This window comes from Pseudomonas sp. GNP012 (genome assembly GCF_054343835.1).
This window is the reverse complement of the sequence record NZ_JBTGUU010000001.1, coordinates 2,510,929-2,532,931: the sequence shown is the minus strand read 5'-3', so window position 1 is coordinate 2,532,931 and position 22,003 is coordinate 2,510,929. Positions and strand designations below refer to the sequence as shown.

The window sequence follows — 22,003 nt, the reverse complement described above, 5'->3', positions numbered from 1 at the left end:
GGCTGCGATCTTTAACGCTCTGCATCTTAAAGGCTCAGCGATTCATTGGCGCAACAAACCGGCTCTTCGCCACGCTGTAGACGCCAGGCTCATCGCTGTCGATCACTTTGAAGCTGATGCTCTGCGAACTGCTGGCCGGGCGTTCCGTGAGCATCGCCACCGACACAGGCAGATCGACAATCTCGCCCGGCGCCAGGCTCAGCACTGTCTTGCCCTGCAACTCGAAATCATCGGCATCGACCAGGCGCAATTGGTAGTCCTGACGCTGCTGGGTCTTGTTGATCACCTTCAGGCTATAGATGTTTTCGATCTGCCCCCGACTGTTTTCGCGAAACAGGCCCCGGTCCTTGCTGACGTCGAGCGAAACCATCGGCCGTTCCATCAATGCCACCACCAGGGCGGCGATCATCACCAGCAGCACGGCGGTGTAGCCGATCAGGCGCGGGCGCAGCAGGTGCGTCTTGCCACCTTGCAACTGATGTTCGGAGGTATAGCTGATCAGTCCCCGGGCGTAGCCCATTTTGTCCATGATCGAATCGCAGGCGTCGATGCACGCGGCGCAACCGATGCATTCCATCTGCAAGCCATCGCGGATGTCGATGCCGGTCGGGCAGACCTGTACGCAGAGCTGGCAGTCGATGCAATCGCCCAAACCGACCTCGGCGGGTTTGACCTCGCGTTTGCGCGGGCCACGGTTTTCGCCACGGGCCGCGTCGTAGGAAATGGTCAGGGTGTCCTTGTCGAACATCACGCTCTGGAACCGCGCGTAAGGGCACATGTGCATGCACACCGCTTCACGCAACCAGCCGGCATTGATGTAGGTGGCACCGGTAAAAAACAACACCCAGAACAGGCTGACACCGCTCATTTGCAAGGTCAGCAACTCTTCGGCCAGTGGTCGGATCGGAGTGAAGTAGCCGACGAAGGTCAGGCCGGTCAACAGGCTGATGGCCAGCCACAAGGAGTGTTTGGCTGAGCGACGCATCAGTTTGTTGACGCCCCACGGCGCGGCTTGCAGCTTGATCCGTTGGTTGCGCTCGCCCTCGGTGACTTTCTCGCACCACATGAAGATCCAGGTCCACGAACTTTGTGGGCAGGTGTAGCCGCACCAGACCCGGCCGGCAAACACGGTGATCGCGAACAGGCCGAACGCGGCGATGATCAACAGCGCCGACAGCAGGATGAAGTCCTGCGGCCAGAAAGTCGCGCCGAAGATGTGGAATTTACTTTCGGAAAGATCCCAGAGCACCGCCTGGCGGCCGCCCCAGTTCAACCACACGGTGCCGAAAAACAGCAAAAACAGAAAGCCCGCGCCGCTGATGCGCAGGTTGCGAAACAGCCCGGTGAAGCTGCGGGTGTGGATCAGGTTGTCGCTGGTTTTGGCCTTCGTCCTTGGACGCGGAGGCTCGAATGTTTCTACGGTTCGGACGGGGATTCTTTCGCTCATGGTCTTTCGCTCATCAGCCTCCATCAGGCATGAGCACTATGAGCGGCGATCTGTTTGCATAACAGACTCAGGTATTGCATTAAAAAGCGGATCAGATGGCCGTGTCCGCCCGGCCTGCGACAACTTGAAGCACCCGTCGCACAAAGGTGCAAACGCCTGGGCAAAACAGCTGAGGCGGGTATTGATCAACGTCAGTCAAATCACCGAATCACTGTCGCTGGATTTCAGGTGCCGGCGTCCATCCACCGCGCCTGCGACGGTCAAGGCGTCGGCTTCCGCTTCGGTGATGTAGATGCGCTGGCCTTCGATGTCCACCGCCGACATGGCTTTGCGACCATCGGTGACGATGGTCACGTCAGGACACAGACGAATCTGTTCGCCATTTTCGGTGGTGAAAAAGCAGGTCTGGTTATCGATGCGCACGGTCATGGCGGAATCCTTTTTCAGGGGTATCTGAAGTGTCAGGCCGCAACCGCCGGTCATCGTTCTGTGCAACCGATTAATGGTCGCTGCGGTCCACTCTCCATGGCTCCTCACAAGGACAACACCATGAACGCCTGGTGGCACGAAGTCTGGGTGACCCTGCAAGCCGAGTTCGCCGACATCACCGATGCCTCGCAATTGACGCGGATGACCGTACGTCTGTTGATGGCCGCCTTGCTGGGCGGGATTCTCGGATTCGAACGCGAGCACCAGGGCAAGGCCGCTGGTGTGCGTACCCACATGCTGGTGGCGATGGGGGCGGCGCTGTTCGTGCTGGTACCGCAAATGTCCGGTTCACAGGCCGATGCCATGAGTCGGGTCGTGCAGGGCGTGATAGCCGGGATCGGCTTTCTCGGGGCCGGTACCATCCTGAAAAACCACGAAGGCGACGAAGGCAACGTCAAGGGCCTGACCACCGCCGCCGGCCTGTGGATGACCGCCGCCATCGGCGTCGCCACCGGGCTGGGTCGGGAGGCGACGGCAGTGCTCAGCACGCTGTTGGCACTGGGGGTGTTCAGTGTGATGCCGAGGATCGTGAAGCTGATTGACAAGGATCATCAACCCTAGGAGCTGTCAGGGATTAACCCTGTCTGCGCAGTCGCTTCACAGCCTGAGTCCTGCTCGTTGCTCTTCGTTTCCGAGAGTTCGTGCTGGCTGTAGTCCATATCACCGTGCAGCAAATGTTTCTCCAGTTCCCTGATGATTGAACTTTTGGTTGATTGTTCAGAGGGATTGCGCTCGGCTTCGAAGCAAAGAAATTCGTAGTTGAATATTTTCAAGGGATGGCCAGCCGTCGGTGGGTCGTTCACGGTGTAGCGCGTGGTGCGGTGCGCTAGCTTTGTTTGTGAATTCGCTGACGCTGGAAAAAAACGTTTTCATGGCTAACCACACTCAAGGCTGAAGAAGTGATGGCTATATAAGGCGCGGGGTGCAGGTTTCGTAAAGTGTCGGACGGGCAGAATTGGCGCTTTAGGATCGGTACTACAGGTACTTGGGAAGCGTCATTCATTTTTGATGATCGTTCCTGCTGTCGAGGCAGGAACGATCAACTGTCTTCATTCAGGATTCACAATCACCGGCGGCATCGTCGCTGGCGGTTCTTCCCTTGGCGGCGGGGTCGTGCCGGGTGGGTCCTGTTCGGGCACCGGTTGTGGTTCGCTCGGCGGTATCACCGGGTTGTCGATGTTTGGATCGGGGGTTTCTGCCGGGAATGGATTGGTCATGGTTCAAGCCTCCAGTGGCACATGGCGTGAGTCGTGCTTAAGTTGGTGGACTGCAGTGCGAACGATTTGATTCCGCAAATTGCTGATGAACTTTTCCCGGCAGCCATCGCTCGGAACCTAAGTGAGTACGTCCCGGGGCGGATGGCCCAACGGGATGGCGACCCGACACAAGCGCGTCCATGGGGCGTAAGGAGAGAGGCTCGATGACGGCTGAAAAACCGACTGAGTTGAGCTACAACCCGCACATGCCGCTGTCGCAGGCGCTGTTGCTGCCGCGCATAGTCATAGAAAACATCATGCCGACCCTTGAAGGCGGGCAGTTCGCGGTCAAGGCGGTGGTGGGGCAGGATGTGGTGGTGACGGCCAAGGTCTTTGCCGACGGGCATGACAAGCTGGCGGTTCGCGTGCGCTGGCGGGCCGAGGACGAGGACGTCTGGCAAAGCGCTGTCATGCACGATCTGGGCAACAACGGTTGGCAGGGGCAGTTCCGGGTGAACAGTCAGGGCCGTTATCTGTTCTGTATCGAAGCCTGGATCGACCAGTTCGCCAGTTTTCGCTACGAACTTGAAAAGAAGCATATGGCAGCGGTGCCCGTCAGCCTCGAATTGCAGGAAGGGCGGATCCAGGTGCAGCAAGCCGCCGAGCGCAGTGAAGGGCAACTCAGCGAGCAATTGGCGGCATTGCACCATGAACTGGCAGGACTGCTCGAAACCGAGCAGGTCGCACTGTTTTTGCACCAACGTAGCGCCGACCTCATGGCCCGCGTCGATCATCGTGCTTACCTCAGCCTGAGCCCGGAGTACCCGGTGGATGTGGAGCGCGAGCTGGCGCAATTCGCCAGTTGGTATGAATTGTTCCCGCGTTCGATCACCGACAGTCCGGAGCGCCACGGTACTTTCAATGACGTGCATTCACGGCTGGCGATGATCCACGACATGGGCTTCGATGTGCTGTATTTCCCGCCGATCCACCCGATCGGGCGCAGTTACCGCAAGGGCCCGAACAACTCGCTGACGGCAGGCCCCGATGATCCGGGCAGTCCCTATGCGATCGGTAGCGAGGAGGGCGGCCACGAGGCGATTCACAAGCAGTTGGGGACTCGCGAAGACTTCCGGCGACTGGTGTCGGCCGCTGCGGCCCACGGCCTGGAAATCGCCCTCGACTTCGCCATCCAGTGCTCCCAGGACCACCCATGGCTCAAGCAGCACCCCGGCTGGTTCAACTGGCGGCCTGACGGCACGATCAAGTACGCGGAGAACCCGCCGAAGAAATACCAGGACATCGTCAACGTCGACTTCTATGCCCCCGAGGCGATTCCGAGCCTGTGGGTGGAGCTGCGCGACATCGTGGTGGGCTGGGTCGAGGAGGGCGTGAAGATCTTTCGCGTCGATAACCCGCACACCAAGCCGTTGCCGTTCTGGCAATGGCTGATCGCCGATGTACGGGCGCTGTACCCCGAAGTGATCTTCCTTGCCGAGGCCTTTACGACCCCGGCGATGATGGCGCGCCTGGGCAAGGTCGGTTATTCCCAGAGCTATACCTATTTCACCTGGCGCAACACCAAGGCCGAACTGGCGACTTACTTCACCGAACTCAACGAATCGCCGTGGCGCGAGTGTTATCGGCCGAATTTTTTCGTCAATACACCGGACATCAACCCGGCGTTCCTGCATGAATCCGGGCGTCCCGGGTTCCTCATCCGCGCCGTGCTGGCGACCATGGGCTCGGGCCTGTGGGGCATGTATTCGGGTTTCGAATTGTGCGAGTCAGCACCGGTGCCGGGCAAGGAGGAGTACCTCGACTCCGAGAAGTACGAGATCCGCCCCAGGGACTTCAACGCGCCGGGCAACATCATTGCCGAGATTGCCCAGCTCAACCGCATCCGTCGGCAGAACCCGGCGCTGCACACGCATCTGGGCCTGAAGGTCTACAACGCCTGGAACGACAACATCCTGTACTTCGGCAAACGCAGTTTTGACGGCAGCAACTTTATTCTGGTGGCGGTCAGTCTCGATCCGCACAACGTGCAGGAGGCGAATTTCGAGTTGCCGCTGTGGGAAATGGGTTTGCCTGACGACGCCAGCACCCAGGGCGAAGACCTGATGAATGGCCATCGCTGGACCTGGCACGGCAAGCATCAGTTCATGCGGATCGACCCGGCGTACCAGCCGTTCGGGATCTGGCGAATCACCGCCTCTTGAATGCGCCGCCCCCCCCTGTAGGAGCTGCCGCAGGCTGCGATCTTTTGATCTTCGCTGTAAAGCAAAAGATCGCAGCCTGCGGCAGCTCCTACAAGGGGCGCTTTGAGAGCGGCCTTTATGAATTCACCAGGAGTTTCACATGGCGAAGAAACCCAAGGCAGCCACGTTCATCAAGGACCCGCTCTGGTACAAGGATGCGGTGATCTATCAAGTACACGTCAAATCGTATTTCGACTCCAACAACGACGGGATCGGCGACTTTCCCGGCCTCATCGCCAAGCTAGACTACATTGCCGACCTGGGCGTCAACACCATCTGGCTGTTGCCCTTCTATCCCTCGCCACGGCGCGACGACGGTTATGACATCGCCGAGTACCGCGGCGTGCACAGTGACTACGGGACCATGGCCGATGCCAGGCGTTTCATTGCCGAGGCACACAAGCGCGGCCTGCGGGTGATCACCGAACTGGTCATCAACCACACCTCCGACCAGCACCCGTGGTTCCAGCGTGCACGCAAGGCCAAACCCGGGTCGGCGGCGCGGGACTTCTACGTGTGGTCCGACGACGATCAGAAATACGACGGGACCCGCATCATCTTTCTCGATACAGAAAAGTCCAACTGGACCTGGGACCCGGTCGCCGGCCAATACTTCTGGCACCGTTTCTACTCCCACCAGCCGGACCTGAATTTCGACAACCCGCAAGTCATGAAAGCGGTGCTGTCGGTAATGCGCTACTGGCTCGACATGGGCATCGACGGCTTGCGCCTGGATGCGATTCCCTACCTGATCGAGCGCGACGGCACCAACAACGAAAACCTGCCGGAAACCCACGATGTCCTGAAACAGATCCGCGCCGAAATCGACGCCAATTACCCCGACCGCATGCTGCTGGCGGAAGCCAATCAGTGGCCGGAGGACACCCAGTTGTACTTCGGCGACACCGACAAGAAAGGCCTGAACGGCGACGAATGCCACATGGCCTTTCACTTCCCGTTGATGCCGCGCATGTACATGGCGCTGGCCCAGGAAGATCGCTTCCCGATCACCGACATTCTGCGCCAGACCCCGGATATTCCCGCCAACTGCCAATGGGCTATCTTCCTGCGCAACCACGATGAACTGACCCTGGAGATGGTCACCGACAAGGAACGCGACTACCTCTGGAATTACTACGCCGCCGACCGTCGCGCGCGGATCAACCTGGGGATTCGCAGGCGCCTGGCGCCGCTGGTGGAGCGTGATCGACGCCGGGTCGAACTGCTCAACAGCCTGTTGCTGTCGATGCCCGGCACACCGACCCTGTATTACGGCGACGAGATTGGCATGGGTGACAACATCTACCTCGGCGACCGCGATGGCGTGCGCACGCCGATGCAATGGTCCATCGACCGCAACGGCGGTTTCTCCCGCGCCGACCCGGCCAGCCTGGTGCTGCCACCGATCATGGACCCGCAATACGGTTACCTGTCGGTCAATGTCGAAACCCAGGCCGGCGACCCGCATTCACTGTTGAACGGGACCCGTCGCATGCTCGCCGTGCGCAAGCAGTCCAAGGCCTTCGGGCGCGGAACCTTGAAGATGCTGTCGCCGAGCAACCGGCGGATTCTGGCCTACACCCGTGAATACACCGGGGCGGACGGCAAACACGAAGTCATCCTGTGCGTGGCCAACGTGTCGCGCAGTGCCCAGGCCGCGGAGCTAGATTTGTCGGCCTACGTCGGCATGGTGCCGGTGGAGATGCTCGGGGGTAACGCGTTCCCGCCCATCGGCCAGTTGAATTTCCTCCTGACCCTCGCGCCCTACGGCTTTTACTGGTTTGGCCTCGCCGCGGAAAACCAGATGCCCAGTTGGCATGTGGAGCCCGCACAGAGCCTGCCGGACTTCACCACGCTGGTGCTGAAAAAACGCATGGAGGAACTGCTTGAAGCGCCGTCACGCCACACCCTTGAGCAGAGCATCCTGCCCAGCTGGTTGCAGAATCGTCGCTGGTTCGCCGGCAAGGACGCCGCCATCGAGCAGGTCGATCTGGTCTACGGTGTGCGCTTCGGCGATGAGCAGCATCCGGTGCTGTTCAGTGAGATCAATGTCACCAGCGCTGGCCAGAGCAGTCGTTATCAGTTGCCGTTCGGCTTTATCTCCGAGGATCAGGTCGGTACGCCGCTACCGCAGCAGCTGGCACTGTCGCGGGTACGGCGTGGACGCCAGGTCGGCCTGATCACCGATGCCTTCAGCCTGGAGTCCTTCGTGCATGCCGTATTGCAAGGCATTCAGGCTGGCACCGTATTGGCCTGCAGCGATGGCGATATTCGCTTCGAGTCCACCCCCGAGCTGGAAAAACTCGGCCTCAATGCCGAGTCGCCGGTGCGTTACCTGTCGGCGGAACAGTCCAACAGCTCGGTGGTGATCGGCAACAGCATGGTGCTCAAGCTGATCCGCAAGGTCGCCAGCGGCGTGCATCCCGAACTGGAAATGAGCGCCTGTCTGACCGCAGCCGGGTTCAGCAATATCTCGCCACTGCTGGGGGCCGTGGTGCGCCGGGACGGGGCGGGTGAAGACAACCTGCTGATGATCGCCCAGGGCTACCTGAGCAACCAGGGCGATGCCTGGGAATGGACGCAAAACAACCTCGAACGGGCGCTGCGCGATGAACTGGCCGACGCCATGTCCGAGCAGGAGCAACACTACAACGCGCTCGGCGAACTGAAAGATTTCGCCGGTATGCTGGGCCGGCGCCTGGGGGAAATGCATCAGGTGCTGGCAGCGCCCAATGCCAACCCGGACTTCTTGCCGCAGGTCACCACGCAGAAGGAGGCGCTGGCTTCGGCCAGGGATGTCGCAACGCAAATCGAGCACGCGCTGAACTTGCTCAAGCAGCATCAAAATCAATTGAGCCCGGCGGACCAGACCCTGGTCAGCCGTTTACTGGACAACAAAAAAGCCATTCTCGGACATGTGCAAGCGTTGGGCAAAAAGACTGCAGGCGGCTTGCGCATTCGTGTGCACGGTGACCTGCATCTGGGCCAGGTGCTGGTGATCAAGGGCGATGCGTACTTGATCGACTTCGAGGGAGAACCGGCGCGGCCCTTGCATGAACGTCGGGGCAAACACAGCCCGTACAAGGATGTCAGTGGCGTGCTGCGTTCCTTCGACTATGCGGCGGCAATGGCGATCAACGTGCACAACGTCGATAGCACGGCGGCGGCCGATGCCGCGCGTGTGCGGGTCACCGAACGTTATTTGAGTGAAGCGCGAACAGCATTTGTCGACGCCTATCGGCTGGCGGCAGCTAGTCTTGCCCATGCATGGCAAGATCCCGAAGGCGAGGACGCTGCGCTGGCGTTGTTCGGTCTGGAGAAGGCGGCGTATGAAGTGGCCTATGAGGCGGAAAATCGCCCCAGCTGGTTGCCCGTGCCGTTGCACGGTTTATATGGATTATTGAGTGGGCTTAAACCCTTTTCCGATCTTGGTGGAGAGTAGTCATGAGTGTCTCGAACAAGGAACAGGGTCATCACAAAGAAGCGCTGCTGCCCGGCGCACGGGATATCGATGCATTGGTGCGTGCCGAGCATATCGATCCCTTCGCCATACTTGGCCCCCACGGTGATGGCGCCGGTGGACAGTTCATCCGCGCCTACCTGCCGGGCGCCCTGAGTGTAGAAGTTCTGGCCCGGGATTCGGGTGAAGCGCTTGGGAGTCTTCAAGCCACAGAGACGCCGGGGTTGTTTGTCGGGCATTTCGACCGCGCGCAAGCGTATCTGCTGCGCACCCGTTGGGCCGGCGGCGAGCAGACGGCCGAAGACCCTTACAGCTTCGGCCCATTGCTGGGCGACATGGATTTGTACCTGTTTGCCGAAGGTAATCACCGCGACCTCAGTGCGTGCCTCGGTGCGCAGCTCAAGACCGTGGACGGCATCGACGGTGTGCGTTTCGCAGTGTGGGCACCCAATGCCCGGCGGGTGTCGGTGGTGGGTGATTTCAACGTCTGGGACGGGCGCCGCCATCCGATGCGCCTGCGACATCCCACCGGGGTCTGGGAGTTGTTCATCCCGCGCCTGCAAGCAGGGGACGCCTACAAGTACGAAATTCTCGGTGCCCACGGCATCCTGCCACTGAAGGCCGACCCGATGGCGCTGGCCACCAGCCTGCCACCGGATACCGCCTCGAAAGTCGCCTCACCTTTGAACGTCGACTGGCAGGATCAGGACTGGATGATGGCCCGAGGCGACCACCAGCGGGTGACGGCGCCCTTGTCGATCTACGAATTGCACGCCGGTTCGTGGCAATGCGAGCTGGACGACCTGGGTGAAGTGGCCCGCCAGTACACCTGGCCGGAACTGACCGAACGACTGATTCCCTATGTCAAAGACCTGGGCTTCACCCACATCGAACTGATGCCGATCATGGAGCACCCGTTCGGCGGTTCGTGGGGTTATCAGTTGCTGTCGCAATTCGCGCCGAGTGCGCGTTATGGCACGCCGGACCAGTTCGCCGCGTTCGTCAACGCCTGCCACCAGGCCGGCATCGGGGTGATTCTCGACTGGGTGCCGGCGCATTTCCCCACCGATACCCACGGCCTCGCCCAGTTCGACGGCACGGCCCTGTACGAGTACGGCAACCCGCAGGAAGGCTTCCACCAGGATTGGGACACGCTGATCTACAACCTGGGGCGCACCGAAGTGCACGGCTACATGCTGGCGTCGGCGCTGCACTGGCTCAAGCACTTCCACGTCGATGGCCTGCGCGTCGATGCCGTGGCTTCGATGTTGTACCGCGACTACTCGCGCAAAGCCGGCGAGTGGGTGCCGAACCGCCATGGCGGGCGCGAGAACCTGGAAGCCATCGACTTCCTGCGCCACCTCAACGATGTGGTCGCCCTGGAAGCACCCGGTGCGTTGGTGATCGCCGAGGAATCCACCGCATGGCCAGGCGTCAGCCAGGGCACGCAACAGGGTGGCCTGGGCTTTGCCTACAAATGGAACATGGGCTGGATGCACGATTCGCTGCATTACATTCAACAGGACCCGGTGTACCGCGCCCATCACCACAACGAGCTGAGTTTTGGCCTGGTGTACGCCTGGTCCGAGCGCTTCATCCTGCCGATCTCCCACGACGAAGTGGTACACGGCAAGCACTCGCTGATCGACAAAATGCCCGGAGACCGCTGGCAGAAATTCGCCAACCTGCGGGCCTACCTGAGTTTCATGTGGGCGCACCCGGGCAAGAAACTGCTGTTCATGGGCTGCGAGTTCGGCCAATGGCGCGAGTGGAACCACGACCAGCAACTGGACTGGTACTTGCTGCAGTACTCCGAACACAAGGGCGTACAGAAACTGGTTGGCGACCTCAATCGCCTGTACCGCGAAGAACCGGCGCTGCATGAGCAGGACGATGTGCCGCAGGGTTTCCAATGGCTGATCGGCGATGACGCGATCAACAGCGTTTATGCGTGGCTGCGCTGGAGCAAGGACGGCCGGCCTGTGCTGGTGGTGGCCAACTTCACGCCGGTGCCGCGCGAGGCGTATCGCGTTGGGGTGCCGTTTGCCGGGCAGTGGAACGAGGTGCTCAATAGCGACTCGTCCATCTATGCCGGTTCCAACTACGGTAATAGCGGAGGCGCGGTTGCCGAGGAAACGCCGAGCCATGGGCAGGCGTTGTCGTTGGTGTTGAATTTGCCGCCGCTGGCGGTGTTGATGTTGCGGCCGGAGGGGTAAGACTGCCCTCGGTTTCTCTATGTAGCAGGCTTGACATGGGAAGCGTCGAGCCTGTCGCATGGACGGGTATTATCGCTAGTGCTCAACTTGCTTTCGTTGAGGAAGTTGATATTTCGGTCTTAAAGGTAAAATTCAGTTCTAGTGTTGGCGGGAGGAAGCTCCGACTTGCGTCAATTTAAATTGAGAAGCCGTAAATGCGGCCATTCTAGGGGTGAGAACTTGAGGGCGGCCAAGTGTATTGATAACTGGACCTATGTTTTCAATGGGTTGAGAGGTAATGTATTTCTTTAATGCCTTCCTTGTAGCTGATGAAAATTGGGGAAGGTCGGCGGCGACACGCAAGCCTATACCGTTGAGCATGTCGCTGCCAAAGAAAAGTAGGTCTTTCGGCGTTAGTTCAGGCAAGTCGGTTCTGTGAATAAAGTCATGATGAGTTAGTACGGTCTGCTCATGTTTGTTCAATGATAGACGCTTGAAAAAATTAGGGCGTTCTTTGAACCACGGCAATGTAGATAAACGTTGATGGCTAATTTGTCGTAGATTAGGATTAAGTAGATCTGAAAATTCGACGTGTGAGTACCCTTCCAGACTTTCAAAAGAAGCCTCGTAACGAAAATTTCCGAAAGTCGACTCTGACTTAAGCGGGGCTCCCGTTTCCAGCGAAAAGAACGTGAAATCGTCAGTCGCAAAGTACATGAGATCTTCAGGTGCGGTATGTCCTGTGGTGTTTCGAGCTAGCCTTCCCGTTTCCTGGAGTTTCCTTCGCGATAAAATTTCTAAGCTGCCGTCTAAGTTTCTGAAGTCGCTTTTACTAAAATGTACAACTGTGTAGTTCGAGTGTGACAAATTGGCGATCGTAGACGCCACCTTGTTTTGTGAAATTTCGTAGATGTCCAATTCAGCCAGGAGATTGTCGATGTTCTGATTTGAAATTCTACTGATTGCTTCAATTCCCGACTCTCCCTCAGCCCTCAGGTCCTTGAATTTTGATCCAAGCGAAAACATCCTGTTGTACGCTGCTTCACCATAGGTATTCATTTCTTCCTGAGTGAGAGTATTGTTACCGTTCGGATCAACCCATGTAATGGGATTGTTGCGCACGAACCTGTATAGATTGAGACCATCAACTTCAGCGGCAGGATCTGGATTAATCCACCGCTGCAACCACGGCGCGTAGTATCGGAACCCATAGTAGTAAAGCCCCGTCGCATCCCGCTCCTTACCTGAATAGCGCACGGTCTTGTATTTGGCTTCAGTGGCCGAACGGGCCGCAAAACACGCGGTGCCTCCAAATGGGTAATACCATTCCTGGCTGATCAGGTTGGCGTTCTGATCCAGCTCCATCATGCTGGATTGCTGATGGTCGTTGAGGCTGTATCGCACTTGATTGTTGGCGATGTCCTCGGGCTGTCCGGCGACCCAATGCAACACCTGCACGCTATTACTGCCCGCGCTGGCAGTGATCACGTGAAGGATTTCTCCGGTGCCTCCGTGACTACGGATTTCCACGCCGGGCAGATAGCGCACTTCACTGATCAGCGTGCGCGCATTGGTCTGGTTCGCGCGGAGCTTGCGTACACGTTGGCCACCGCCATCGTAGATATAGCGTTCGTAGTCGTCCTCAGCCTCTTCGCGCACCACCGGGCGCACGACGGTGAGTTGATTGCGCAAGTCCCATTCCATCGCCTGGCCGGCTTGCAGTTCCCGCAGGTTGCCATTGGCATCGAAGCCGGCAGCGATTTCCGCTTCAGTCGGTGGCCGGCCGTTGCGCTCGGGCAGGCAGCGGTTGCTGTATTTGGCGCGAGTCAAAATGCGACCGTGGGGCTGGGCGCCGACGTGTACCAGGTTCAGCAGGTTGCCGCCGGCGTCGTAGTGGTAGGTCTGGGTGTAGTTGGCAATCTGGCTGGGGTCGAGGGGCAGGGGGTGCAGGGCGGGCAGGGCGGGGCCGCCGTGGCCGATTTTGGCTTCCCAGCCGCTGGCTTCGATCAATTGATCGAGGGTGTCGTAGCGGAAAGTCTTGATCGGTTCGATGCGCTGGTTGTTGAAGTAGCGAATCGGATGGGCGGCGTCTTCGAGGCTTAGCACGTTGCCGGTGGCGTCGTAGCTGTAGCGCAAGTCTTGAAGGGGGGTGCCATCGGCTTTGTGCGCGCTCAAGCCAATCAGGCGTCCGTCCGCGAGGTCGTAGCGATGGCGGGTGATGACGCGGTTGCCGGCGGTTTCCGACTCGATCTGGCCCGAGGCGTTGTAATGGAGATCGCTGACCAGCGTCATCTCATCCTCACCGACCAAGGTCAACCGAGTGTTTTTCAGTTCGCCGGCGACGGTGTAGGCAAAGCGCTGGCGGTTGCCCAACGCATCCGTTTGCTGGAGTGGTTCGGCGCCTGGCGAGTAGACATGGGAATTGGTGGCGCCATCGCCGGCTTCGAGCAAGGCGTCGCGGGCGGCTTCGCTCGCAGGCCAGTCTGGTGTATCGGCATCGCGCAAGAAGTGCCGAATCTGTTGCAGCACCGCGCCGCCGAGCCCCAACTCCTTCAGGTGCAGCGTGCCGGCCGGATCGTCATGGCGAATCAATTGGCCGCAGAGGTTATGCTCGGCTGTGTCGGCATCAACCCCAGCATAGGTAAAGCGCTCAATCACGTGTTCAGCGCTCACACTGCCATGCTCTCGCACAGCCACGGGGCGCAACAGTGCATCGAACTCAGTCAGCGTGCGGCTACCTCGACCATCCCAACGCTCAACGATTTGCCCGGCAGCACCTTGCAGCGCGACTCGCCACCCGGCGTCGAGGCTGTCACTCGCCAACGGCACGCCGGACAAACTGAACACCTGGCTGAGGTTCGCCGGGACCGACGCATCGTTCTGCGCCAGGGCAAACAGATACGGATCACGACTGGCGACCGGTCGCCCGGCGGTGTCGAAGCGTTGATGCGTGATCCGCGCCTCTGCCGGGTCGGTCGCTAGCCGCCGATGGTATTGAATGGCCCTGACCGCCAGCCCGCGCGCGTCTGAAACCGCAAGGGTGGGTGTGCCGTGATGCGTATGGACCACAGACATTCGTGCCGGCCTCGATCAGGGTGACTTGCCTATTACAATGCATCGCCGTCAATGCCGTGGATACTGTAAGAAATACCAGTTTTCACCAACAAATCTGCGGGTTGCTTCGCTGAAGCGAAGAAGGTTAACCGGCGTCGTGGTGGCCAGCTGCAAGAGGAATCAGACCGAGTGTCGGGATGTCCTGGCGATACCACGGCGTCACAGGCTGCCCGTTTTTACGGGAACCCGCGACTGGATAGAGCGATTTAATCCCCTCACCACTTCACCCGAACCCCCACGTTACCGAATGTCCCCCGTTGTTGGTTGCTGTCGATATTGCTGGTGTAGTCGACGCCGGCATACACACTGACGGATGCCGCGACGCTCAGTACCATGCCGATTCCGAGGTCGGCGGACGAGGTTCGTTGTTGGGTTTCGACCTGATCGACATGGTCAAAGGTGACCGTATCGGTACCGGTGAAGGTGTGCCAGATATTGGCCCGCAGATAGGGTTCCAGCGGCCGGCCACTGACTTCGTAGCGACCCTTGAGGCGTGCGCCGACGCGGCCGGTCCAGGCACTGTCGGAATCGAACGAGACATGGGAGATGCCGTCGTCCTGGCTGTCGAGCTTGACCTTCTGGTAAATCGCCTGGGCCTGGGGTTCGACCACCCAGTTGCCTGCCACGGTGATCGGGTATCCGACTTCTGCCGATAACGTCGTTACATGGCCATCATTGTCGATCTTCAGGCCACTTTCGGAACGGTTGTCGCCATTGAGCCAGGTGTACATGGCCACGGCATCGAAATAGGCGCCGGCGGAATCGGTGAGGGTCCAGTACACGCCAAGGCTGTCGCCTTGCAGCTCGACGTTGCCGGAGCGTTTGCCTTCGAAGCCCTGATTGAAACCATCGACATCACCTTGCAGGCGGCTGTGGCCGATAAAGAAACCGCTGCGCTGGGTTTGTCCACTCGCCAGTTGCGAACTGAACAGGTCATTGCCGACCTGGAAGCCATTGAGCGAGCCGTCCAGCCTTGGCGTGACGGTGCCGGCCCAGGTCTGTTCGAGGTTCTTGCCGTAGACCCGACCCCAACCTGCGCCCAGGGCCCCGGTTTCGGTCAGCAGACGCTGATCGCCCTGACGGTCATGAAAGGTACCCAGTGCTGACAGGCTCAATTGCGCTGCAGCCGGCGGCACCACCGACCAGGCAGGTACCGCCTCGCGATACAGGGGGATAGGTTTTGCGCCGGGTACGGCGGCCGGTAGCACAGGAGCTTCGAGTGTCACGACGCCTCCAGCGCCTTGAACCCCGGTAGTCACGACCACAGGTGCGGCGACCGGCACTGCCACGATCGGTTCCAGCGTCGGCGGCAAAGCGGGATCCGGGTTGGCGACGGCAACCACGGGCGGCGCCACCACCGAGGAGCGCAAATACCAGCTGTTTTCGCTGCCTGGTGTGATACCGCCTTTGAACAGGCGGTAATCGAAGGCGCCAACCGACACCCGGGCTTTGAGGGCGAACGCGGTGTTGTCGCTGACCGCCGTGCCTCGGGCCTGAACCAACTGGATGCCGTTTTGCTGGGTAAGGGCCCCCGCGCCGCCAACGTTGGTGACGCTGATCAGGGTGCTGCCGGTCAGCGTTCCGTTGTTGACCACCAGCTTGTCGCTGGGGGAGCTGTCATCGCCCACTGCGCTTTGCAAGAGTAACTGGCCGCCGTTACCCACGTAATTGCCTTCAACGGTCAGGGTATCGTTGGTACGCGAGTTACCGCTGGCAAGGTCGATGACCCCGCTGTTGTTCAAGGTCGCGAGCCGACCCGCGGTCGAAGACGTGATGCTGCCCCGGATTGACGTGAGCATACTGCTGCCGTCGATGTTGAACACGCCGGTGCCCGTGGTGCTGTCCCCCAGTTGAAGATTGCCATCGAGATCAAGGCGCGAGCCCTTGACCAGATTGATGGTTTCCCAATTGATATACCGGGCAGCGCCCGATGACGTGGTGTGATCGAAGGTCAGCAGGTCATTGTCATTGCCGCCATTGATGCTCGGGGTCTGGGCGAGGCTGCTTTCGGTCAGATTGCGCAAAGTGGCGCGGTCGTTGCCTGCCCCCAGCAGGACTTGCGAGCGGATGATCCCGCCGCCGTCCCACACCAGCGTGTCATCGCCGTTGCCGGCGCGAATCTCGCCGACGATTTCTCCACCTGTGATCGTGATGCTGTCGTTGCCGTTGCTGACACTGATGTTGCCGCCAATACGCCCCCCGGAAACGATGATCTCATCGGTGCCCAAACCGGTCACCAGGTTGCGGAGGATCTGCCCACCGGACATATCGAAGATATTGTTATCGAGTTTCATGTCGACCCGGTCGATGATGCCGTCGGTCATCCTGGCGACGTCGCCATCTTCGAAGGCGCCAAGGATGGTGCCGCCGGTCATCAGAAAGGTGTCGCGGCCGTCCCCTTGGGCCAGGGACTTAATGGTTCCACCGGACATGATGAAATCATCGATGCCATTGCCTTGGCTGACCGCCCCGGTGACTTGCCCGGCGCTGATCATAAAGCTGTCCGCCCCGTCGCCCAGATCCACTGCACCGGTCACGATGCCCGAGGCCATGTTCACAGCGTCGGCGCCGGCACCGAAGCTCACGCTGCCGTTGATCCTGCCGGTGCCATTGGCGGGGAAGGTCAGGGTGTTATTGCCCGACAAATCGGTCAACGGCGCGCTGGTGCCGCTGTCGCAGACGAAGTTGTCGTTACCGGCGCTGGGGGTGAGTGTGCAGGCGGCATAGGCGGGTTGAGGCCAGTTCGCACATATCCAGATCGAGAACAGGCAGGCGCCATAACGGTACTTGGACAGATCTGTCGAAAACTCCATGTTGCCTCCGCGATGGGATCAACTTCCGTTTCTTTGGCCGTCATCGATGGCCAGGAACCAGACGTGCTTGGCAGCGCGAGTTGCAAGACAACATCGGGCGGGACTATGACCCGCAAGTACCTTCGGCAACCAAGGCGCTACGTGTGTGTCGCAAGCCCCTGCGGATTTCCGTCAGGGCGGCAACAACGTAGCAGGCAGCGATCCAGCATGGCTACTGTCAGAAATAACAGGTGGGGGACGATTTCTCGGTACTTCACACTTAATCGCCGCGACTCAAAGATGCACTTCCACCGCTAACGGCAAATGGTCGGAAAGGTGCGTCCATGGTTTATTCCCGAGTATTTTCGGCTCATGGCTGCTGGCATTGCGCAGGTAGACGCGATCCAGGCGCAGCAAGGGGAACCGCGCGGGGTAGGTTTTGGCCGGGCGGCCATGGTGGCGCTCGAAGGCTTCGTGCAGGTAGTTGCGGCGGGCAAGAGCGGCATTGCCTTGCATCTGCCAGTCGTTGAAGTCGCCGGCAATGATCACCGGCGCATCATCCGGCAGGGACTCGAGGAGCTGGCAGAGCAACTGCAATTGCAGCTGACGATGGCTTTCCAGCAGGCTGAGGTGCACGCAAATGGCATGCACTTCGCTGTGCCCAGGCACGTCCAGCACGCAGTGCAGCAAGCCGCGGCGTTCCGGGCCGGTAATGGATACATCCAGGTTTCGGTATTCGCGGATCGGGTATTTCGACAGCAGGGCATTGCCATGGTGACCGTCGGGATAGACGGCATTGCGCCCATAGGCGAAGTCGCTCCACATGCTGTCGGCAAGGAACTCATATTGCGAGGTCTGTGGCCAATCGTTGTAGCGGGAGGAGTGGCGGTCGTGCTCGCCGACCACTTCCTGCAGAAAAACCAGGTCTGCCGATGTACTACGCACGGCTTCACGCAGCTCGGGGAGGATGAAGCGCCGGTTGAGCGCGGTAAACCCCTTGTGGGTGTTGACCGTCAGCACGCGCAGTCGGTGGATGTCCGGGGGAGTACTCAACGGCACCGATTCAGCTGTTTGCCGCTTGGAATGACTGGCCACGTTTGCTCCTGGGATTGGGGGCTGCCTATGCATGCGACTGATGCATGGACGGGCAGTTCAGTTTGCCGTTAACGCCAACGTGCCAGATCTGACACTTTGCGGCGCTCTCTCCTACGGGGTTTGTGTTTTCAGCATCGGCGGCCAATGCTTCCTGTAGGAGCGAGCTTGCTCGCGATAAACCTGAGAACACCGCGGGGTGTCAGGCTCCCCTCATCATCGTTGACCTCCATCGCGAGCATGCTCGCTCCTACAGAAAGCGCATTGGGCTTAGACGAAGACGATTTCATAAGGCAAACGAATGCGCTCCAGCAACGTGCGCGGCAGCAACGGCGCAAGGCCGATGGCGGGTTCACCATCGAGCTGGCTGGCGTAGGCGTGGGTAGCGTGGCTCTTGCGGGCGACGGTCCAGGCATCGAGGCGTACCTTGCGCGCACGGTGCCAGGGAATCAGCTCCCGGTCCCGCGCCGGCCAGTGCCAGGCCCGGAACGGCACGTCGTTGTAGGTGGCTCCCACACTGGCCGCCGCCCTGGCACTGGCGCGGCCGACGGTGTCGTGGTCGACGTTGCCGTCTTCGCACCAGGTGCTGAACACCACATCACCCGGGCGCAGGTAACGCCCGATGAATTGGGCGATCCGTTCTTCGTGTTCCACCAGGGCGTTGTCGGTAAAACCGCCACGAATCCACTTCAGGCTGTGCATCGGCAAACCCAGTCGGCGGATGGCTTCCACGCTTTCCTGGGGACGAAACACACTGAGGCGTTTTTCCGACCACTGCCGGGAGCCGGGATGGCTGGCGCTGCCGTCGGTGATCGAGATCAATTGCAGCGGGTGGCCCAGGTTGCTGAGCAACTGCAGCAGGCCGCCGCAGGTCACGACTTCATCGCCGGGGTGCGGGGCAATGAGCACTGCGCGTGCACCGGCTGGCACCAGGGATTGGGTGCTGATGACCGCAATGCTGTCCAGTTGCGGGGCACTGTTCCAGATCTGGGAGGGCAGGCTGGCTTCGCTGAGGGTAACGGATTTCATGGGTATACGTCCTTGTGCTGCTTCGCCTTCAGTCGTGCGCGAGACAAGCCCGGCCGACCCGTGAGGGCTGGTGAATAGCGAGGTGCGACAACCTCAACCCTGGATTGCCGCGAATCGAGTATTGCTCATGTAACGCTTTTCGTCGCGTGGCGACCCCGGCCAAAATGATTTTTCCGCTCTGCGGCAATGGCGCGCTGAATGCCTGAGCTTCGTCGTCACTCCTCTTCCTCATGCTGCAACTCGAACAGCAGCAATGAGCGGCCGGTTACCGAGTACTCGTGGCCGAACTCGAAGCGCTCCTGGCCACGGATCGACGGCTGGTTGGTGTCGATCATGCACGTCCAGAAACCGCCGTCAGGCACTTGCGGCAGGCGGAAATTGACGATGTCGTGATGCGCGTTGACCACCAGCATCAAGGTCGCGTCGACGCCTTTGCGGCAAATGCCGGTTTCCTGGGCGCGTCCATCGAGCAGCATACCCAGGCAGCGGTTGTGCGCATCGTGCCAATGCCTGGTGGTCATTTCCGTGCCGTCCGGCGCCAGCCAGGTCACGTCCTTGACGCCGATGTCCTCGTTGTAGTTACCCACCAGAAAACGCCCGCGGCGCAGGATCGGGTAGGTCAGGCGCAACTTGATCAGGCGTTTGACGAACTTGAGCAAGGCCTTGCCGTCTTCGCTGAGGTCCCAGTTGACCCAGCCGATCTCGCTGTCCTGGCAATAGGCATTGTTGTTGCCCTCCTGGGTGCGGGCGAACTCGTCGCCGGCCACCAGCATCGGCGTGCCCTGGGCCAGCAGCAGGGTGGCGAAGAAGTTGCGCATCTGCCGATGGCGCAGCGCGTTGATCTCGGGATCATCGGTGGGGCCTTCGACGCCGTGGTTCCAGGACAGGTTGTTGTTGCTGCCGTCCTGATTGTTTTCATCGTTGGCCTCGTTGTGCTTGTCGTTGTAAGAGACCAGGTCGTTGAGGGTGAAACCGTCATGGGCGGTGACGAAGTTCAGCGATGAGTAGGGGCGGCGACCCCGTTCATTGAACATATCCCCCGAAGCGGTCAGGCGGCTGGCGAAGTCCGCCAGTTGACCGTCGTCGCCCTTCCAGAAGGCGCGCACGGTGTCGCGGAATTTGTCGTTCCACTCGACCCAGCCCGGTGGAAAATTGCCGACCTGATAACCGCCGGGGCCACAGTCCCAGGGTTCGGATATCAATTTGACCTGGCGCAGCACCGGGTCCTGGCGGCAGGCGACGAGGAAACTGTGGCGCTCATCGAAACCGCCGTGATAGCGCCCGAGTATGGTCGCCAGGTCGAAGCGGAACCCGTCCACGTGCATTTCCGAAGCCCAGTAGCGCAGGGAGTCGGTGACCATTTGCAGCACGCACGGGTGACTCAGGTCCAGGGTGTTACCGGTGCCGGAATCGTTGATATAGAAGCGTTTGTCATCGGGCATCAGGCGGTAGTAGGACGCGTTGTCGATGCCGCGCATGGACAGGGTCGGGCCTTGCTCGTTGCCTTCGGCGGTGTGGTTGTAGACCACGTCGAGGATCACTTCCAGATTCGCTTCGTGCAGGTGCGCGACCATTTCCTTGAACTCGGCAATCTTGCCACTGGCCAGGTAACGCGGGTCGGGGGCGAAGAACGCGATGCTGTTGTAGCCCCAGTAATTGGTCATGCCCTTGTGCAGCAAATGCTGGTCGTTGACGAACGCGTGGATCGGCAGCAACTCCACGGTCGACACGCCGAGCTTGCGGATGTGCTCCAACACGTCATCGACCATCAACCCGGCAAAGGTTCCGCGCAGGTTTTCCGGGACCGAAGGGTGACGCATGCTGAAGCCGCGTACATGGGTTTCATAAATGATCGTCTTGTCCCACGGTACGCTGACGCGGTGGTCGTGGCCCCAGGTGTGCGCCGGGTCGATGACCTTGCACTTGGGCACGAAGGGCGCACTGTCACGTTCATCGAAGCTGAGGTCGGCGTCGGGGTGGCCGATGGTGTAGCCGAACAGCGCTTCGGACCATTTCAACTTGCCGACCAGTTGTTTGGCGTAGGGGTCGATCAGCAGTTTGTTGGGATTGAAGCGATGACCGTTGGCCGGGTCGTACGGACCGTAGACCCGATAGCCGTAAATCAGCCCGGGATGAGCGTCGGGCAGGTAGCCGTGGTAGATCTCGTCGGTGTATTCGGGCAGTTCGATGCGTTCGAGTTCCACCTCGCCGCTGTCGTCGAACAGGCACAGTTCAACCCGGGTGGCGTGGGCGGAAAACAAGGCGAAGTTGACTCCCAGTCCGTCCCAGGTGGCACCCAGCGGGAAGGGCAGGCCTTCGCGGATTCGTGTGGCTTCGACACGGGGGGCTTTCTTTGGGCTGGTCATAAGTGCTCCTGGCTACAAATACTCGCTGATCAGCATTGCAACCTGTGGGAGCGGGCTTGCTCGCGAAGGCGGTGTGTCAGGCAACATCAATGCTGGAAGTGATGGCCTCTTCGCGGGCAAGCCCGCTCCCACAGGGACCTGTGAGTTGCCACAGATTGCAGTTACAACACCAAACACTGTGGGAGCGGGCTTGCCCGCGAAGGGGCCTCAAGACATATTCAAACCGCGGGCGGTTTTCGTGGTGCCCGGGGCTTTTTCTCGACGGCCTTTTCCCCTGGCGGAATCACTTTCGAGGCCGCTGCAGGCTTGGCTTTGGCTTTCGGCGCGGCGGTCTTGCCATTGAGTGTCTTGTCGGGACCAAGTTTTGCGTCACCGGTTTTCTTCGGCGCTGCCTTGCTGGCGGCGGACTTGGCAGGCTTCTTCGGGGCCAGGGCTTCGGCTTCCGCCAGTTTGCACGCCATCTCCCAGTGGCGGGCTTCCTGGCCTTCGGGTTTTCCTTCGGATTCCCAGATCTGATAGGCGAATTCGCGGATGCGTTTATCGTCGGTACTCATCGCAATGC

The 22,003-nt window shown here is 60.0% G+C and carries 14 protein-coding genes; 4 read left to right on the top strand and 10 right to left on the bottom strand.

Going from position 1 to position 22,003, the window contains the following annotated elements; all coding sequences use genetic code 11:
- Positions 1 to 34: 34 nt before the first annotated feature.
- Positions 35 to 1,447: a cytochrome c oxidase accessory protein CcoG gene (ccoG, locus tag ACXX83_RS11340; RefSeq protein ID WP_458548492.1), complete on the bottom strand. Its 1,413-nt coding sequence runs from the start codon at positions 1,445 to 1,447 to the stop codon at positions 35 to 37.
- Positions 1,448 to 1,642: 195 nt separating this feature from the next.
- On the bottom strand, positions 1,643 to 1,876 hold the full coding sequence (locus ACXX83_RS11335) for a DUF3203 family protein (RefSeq protein ID WP_458548491.1): 234 nt from the start codon (positions 1,874 to 1,876) through the stop codon (positions 1,643 to 1,645).
- Positions 1,877 to 1,996: 120 nt separating this feature from the next.
- On the opposite strand from ACXX83_RS11335, the gene ACXX83_RS11330 reads away from it, so the two are divergent.
- Positions 1,997 to 2,497: an MgtC/SapB family protein gene (locus ACXX83_RS11330; protein WP_015095302.1), complete on the top strand. Its 501-nt coding sequence runs from the start codon at positions 1,997 to 1,999 to the stop codon at positions 2,495 to 2,497.
- On the opposite strand, the gene ACXX83_RS11325 is transcribed toward ACXX83_RS11330, so the two are convergent.
- Both ACXX83_RS11325 and ACXX83_RS11320 read right to left on the bottom strand, forming a co-directional pair.
- Positions 2,494 to 2,739 carry a hypothetical protein gene (locus tag ACXX83_RS11325; protein ID WP_458548490.1) on the bottom strand — a complete coding sequence of 82 codons (246 nt, stop codon included), beginning with the start codon at positions 2,737 to 2,739 and terminating at the stop codon, positions 2,494 to 2,496. The two genes, ACXX83_RS11330 and ACXX83_RS11325, sit on opposite strands and share 4 nt — an antisense overlap.
- A gap of 246 nt (positions 2,740 to 2,985) precedes the next feature.
- Positions 2,986 to 3,153: a hypothetical protein gene (locus ACXX83_RS11320; RefSeq protein WP_172435747.1), complete on the bottom strand. Its 168-nt coding sequence runs from the start codon at positions 3,151 to 3,153 to the stop codon at positions 2,986 to 2,988.
- Between the two features lie 203 nt (positions 3,154 to 3,356).
- On the opposite strand from ACXX83_RS11320, the gene ACXX83_RS11315 reads away from it, so the two are divergent.
- The 3 genes from ACXX83_RS11315 (at position 3,357) to glgB (ending at position 11,069) form a co-directional block, all read left to right on the top strand.
- Positions 3,357 to 5,354 carry an alpha-1,4-glucan--maltose-1-phosphate maltosyltransferase gene (locus tag ACXX83_RS11315; protein WP_458548489.1) on the top strand — a complete coding sequence of 666 codons (1,998 nt, stop codon included), beginning with the start codon at positions 3,357 to 3,359 and terminating at the stop codon, positions 5,352 to 5,354.
- Between the two features lie 139 nt (positions 5,355 to 5,493).
- Positions 5,494 to 8,835 (top strand): maltose alpha-D-glucosyltransferase, encoded by a 3,342-nt coding sequence (treS, locus tag ACXX83_RS11310; protein ID WP_458548488.1) that lies wholly within the window; start codon positions 5,494 to 5,496, stop codon positions 8,833 to 8,835.
- 2 nt (positions 8,836 to 8,837) lie between these two features.
- A complete protein-coding gene (gene glgB, locus ACXX83_RS11305) occupies positions 8,838 to 11,069 on the top strand; it encodes a 1,4-alpha-glucan branching protein GlgB (RefSeq protein ID WP_458548487.1) in 2,232 nt (743 codons plus the stop codon).
- 138 nt (positions 11,070 to 11,207) lie between these two features.
- Here the strand turns inward: glgB and ACXX83_RS11300 are convergent, their stop codons facing one another.
- The 6 genes from ACXX83_RS11300 to ACXX83_RS11275 all read right to left on the bottom strand — a co-directional run bounded on the left by ACXX83_RS11300 (position 11,208) and on the right by ACXX83_RS11275 (position 21,995).
- A complete protein-coding gene (locus ACXX83_RS11300; protein WP_458548486.1) occupies positions 11,208 to 14,123 on the bottom strand; it encodes an RHS repeat domain-containing protein in 2,916 nt (971 codons plus the stop codon).
- Positions 14,124 to 14,377: 254 nt separating this feature from the next.
- A complete protein-coding gene (locus ACXX83_RS11295; protein ID WP_458548485.1) occupies positions 14,378 to 16,975 on the bottom strand; it encodes an autotransporter family protein in 2,598 nt (865 codons plus the stop codon).
- Between the two features lie 273 nt (positions 16,976 to 17,248).
- On the bottom strand, positions 17,249 to 18,049 hold the full coding sequence (locus ACXX83_RS11290) for an endonuclease/exonuclease/phosphatase family protein (RefSeq protein WP_458548484.1): 801 nt from the start codon (positions 18,047 to 18,049) through the stop codon (positions 17,249 to 17,251).
- 267 nt (positions 18,050 to 18,316) lie between these two features.
- Positions 18,317 to 19,075 carry a PIG-L deacetylase family protein gene (locus ACXX83_RS11285; protein WP_458548483.1) on the bottom strand — a complete coding sequence of 253 codons (759 nt, stop codon included), beginning with the start codon at positions 19,073 to 19,075 and terminating at the stop codon, positions 18,317 to 18,319.
- A 215-nt stretch (positions 19,076 to 19,290) separates the two neighbouring features.
- Positions 19,291 to 21,441 (bottom strand): glycogen debranching protein GlgX, encoded by a 2,151-nt coding sequence (gene glgX, locus ACXX83_RS11280; protein ID WP_407801626.1) that lies wholly within the window; start codon positions 21,439 to 21,441, stop codon positions 19,291 to 19,293.
- A gap of 218 nt (positions 21,442 to 21,659) precedes the next feature.
- Positions 21,660 to 21,995: a DUF2934 domain-containing protein gene (locus ACXX83_RS11275; protein ID WP_458548482.1), complete on the bottom strand. Its 336-nt coding sequence runs from the start codon at positions 21,993 to 21,995 to the stop codon at positions 21,660 to 21,662.
- Positions 21,996 to 22,003 lie beyond the last annotated feature (8 nt).